We start from the raw sequence: 995 nt of genomic DNA on the forward strand, positions 1-995 counted from the left end.
ACGTCCCCCCATTCTCAGTAGCACTGAGCATTAGAGTCCGAGGCTAATTTACCTGATTTCTCAGCGAGTGATTTGGCGTAGGCCGCCGGCGTCAAACCACCCAGGGCTTTCTTGGGCCTTTCGTTGTTGTATTCCTTCCGCCAAGCTTCGATGACGACCTGGGCATGGCGCAGGCTGGTGAACCAGTGTTCGTTCAGGCACTCATCCCGGAAGCGCCCGTTAAACGATTCGATGTAAGCGTTCTGATTGGGCTTGCCGGGCTCAATCAGGAAGAGCTGAACACCACGGGCATGCGCCCAGGTGAGCATGGCACGGCTGCAGAACTCCTTGCCGTTATCTGTCCTGATCGCCTTGGGCAAGCCACGTGTTGTCGCCAACTGGTCGAGAACGCGCGTCAGATGCAGCCCGCTCATCGCACGCTCCGGCACAATCGCAACGGCCTCGTGCGTTGCATCATCGACGACGGTCAGGCTCTTGATGACACGCCCCTCTGCCGTCCGGTCGAACACGAAGTCCATCGACCAGACCTGGTTGGCGGCCAAGGGGCGGGCCAGCGGGTGACGGTCTGCCGCCGGAATCTTCTTGCGCTTACGCCGGCGAATTTGCAGACCCGCCTCGACATAGAGTCGATCCACCCGCTTGTGATTGACCTGCATGCCTTCCTGCCGCAGCTTCAAATAGATCATGCTGGCGCCGTAGCGTCGGTGACGTTGTGCAAGCGCGATGATCTTCGCTTTCAAGGCGACATTGCGGTCGGTGGCGGGCTGGTAACGGAATGAACTGGGACTGATGCCGGCCAGACGCAGCGATCGACGCTCGCTGAGTCCCTTGCCCACCAGATGGCGCACCAGCTCCCGCCGTGACGGTGCGCTCACCACTTTTTTCGCAGGGCCTCTTTGGCAATCTCGTTCTCGAGCATCATCTCGGCCAAGAGCTTCTTTAACCGTGCGTTCTCGGTTTCCAGTTCCTTGAGGCGCTTGGCCTCCGAGACGTTC

At 59.7% G+C, this 995-nt stretch carries 1 pseudogene; it reads right to left on the reverse strand.

Annotated features, from left to right (window positions below):
* Positions 1–14 precede the first annotated feature (14 nt).
* Positions 15–995, reverse strand: a pseudogene (locus ACFOKJ_RS12625) (IS3 family transposase); the annotation flags it as partial.

This window comes from Vogesella amnigena (assembly GCF_042648905.1).
Taxonomy (GTDB): domain Bacteria; phylum Pseudomonadota; class Gammaproteobacteria; order Burkholderiales; family Chromobacteriaceae; genus Vogesella; species Vogesella amnigena.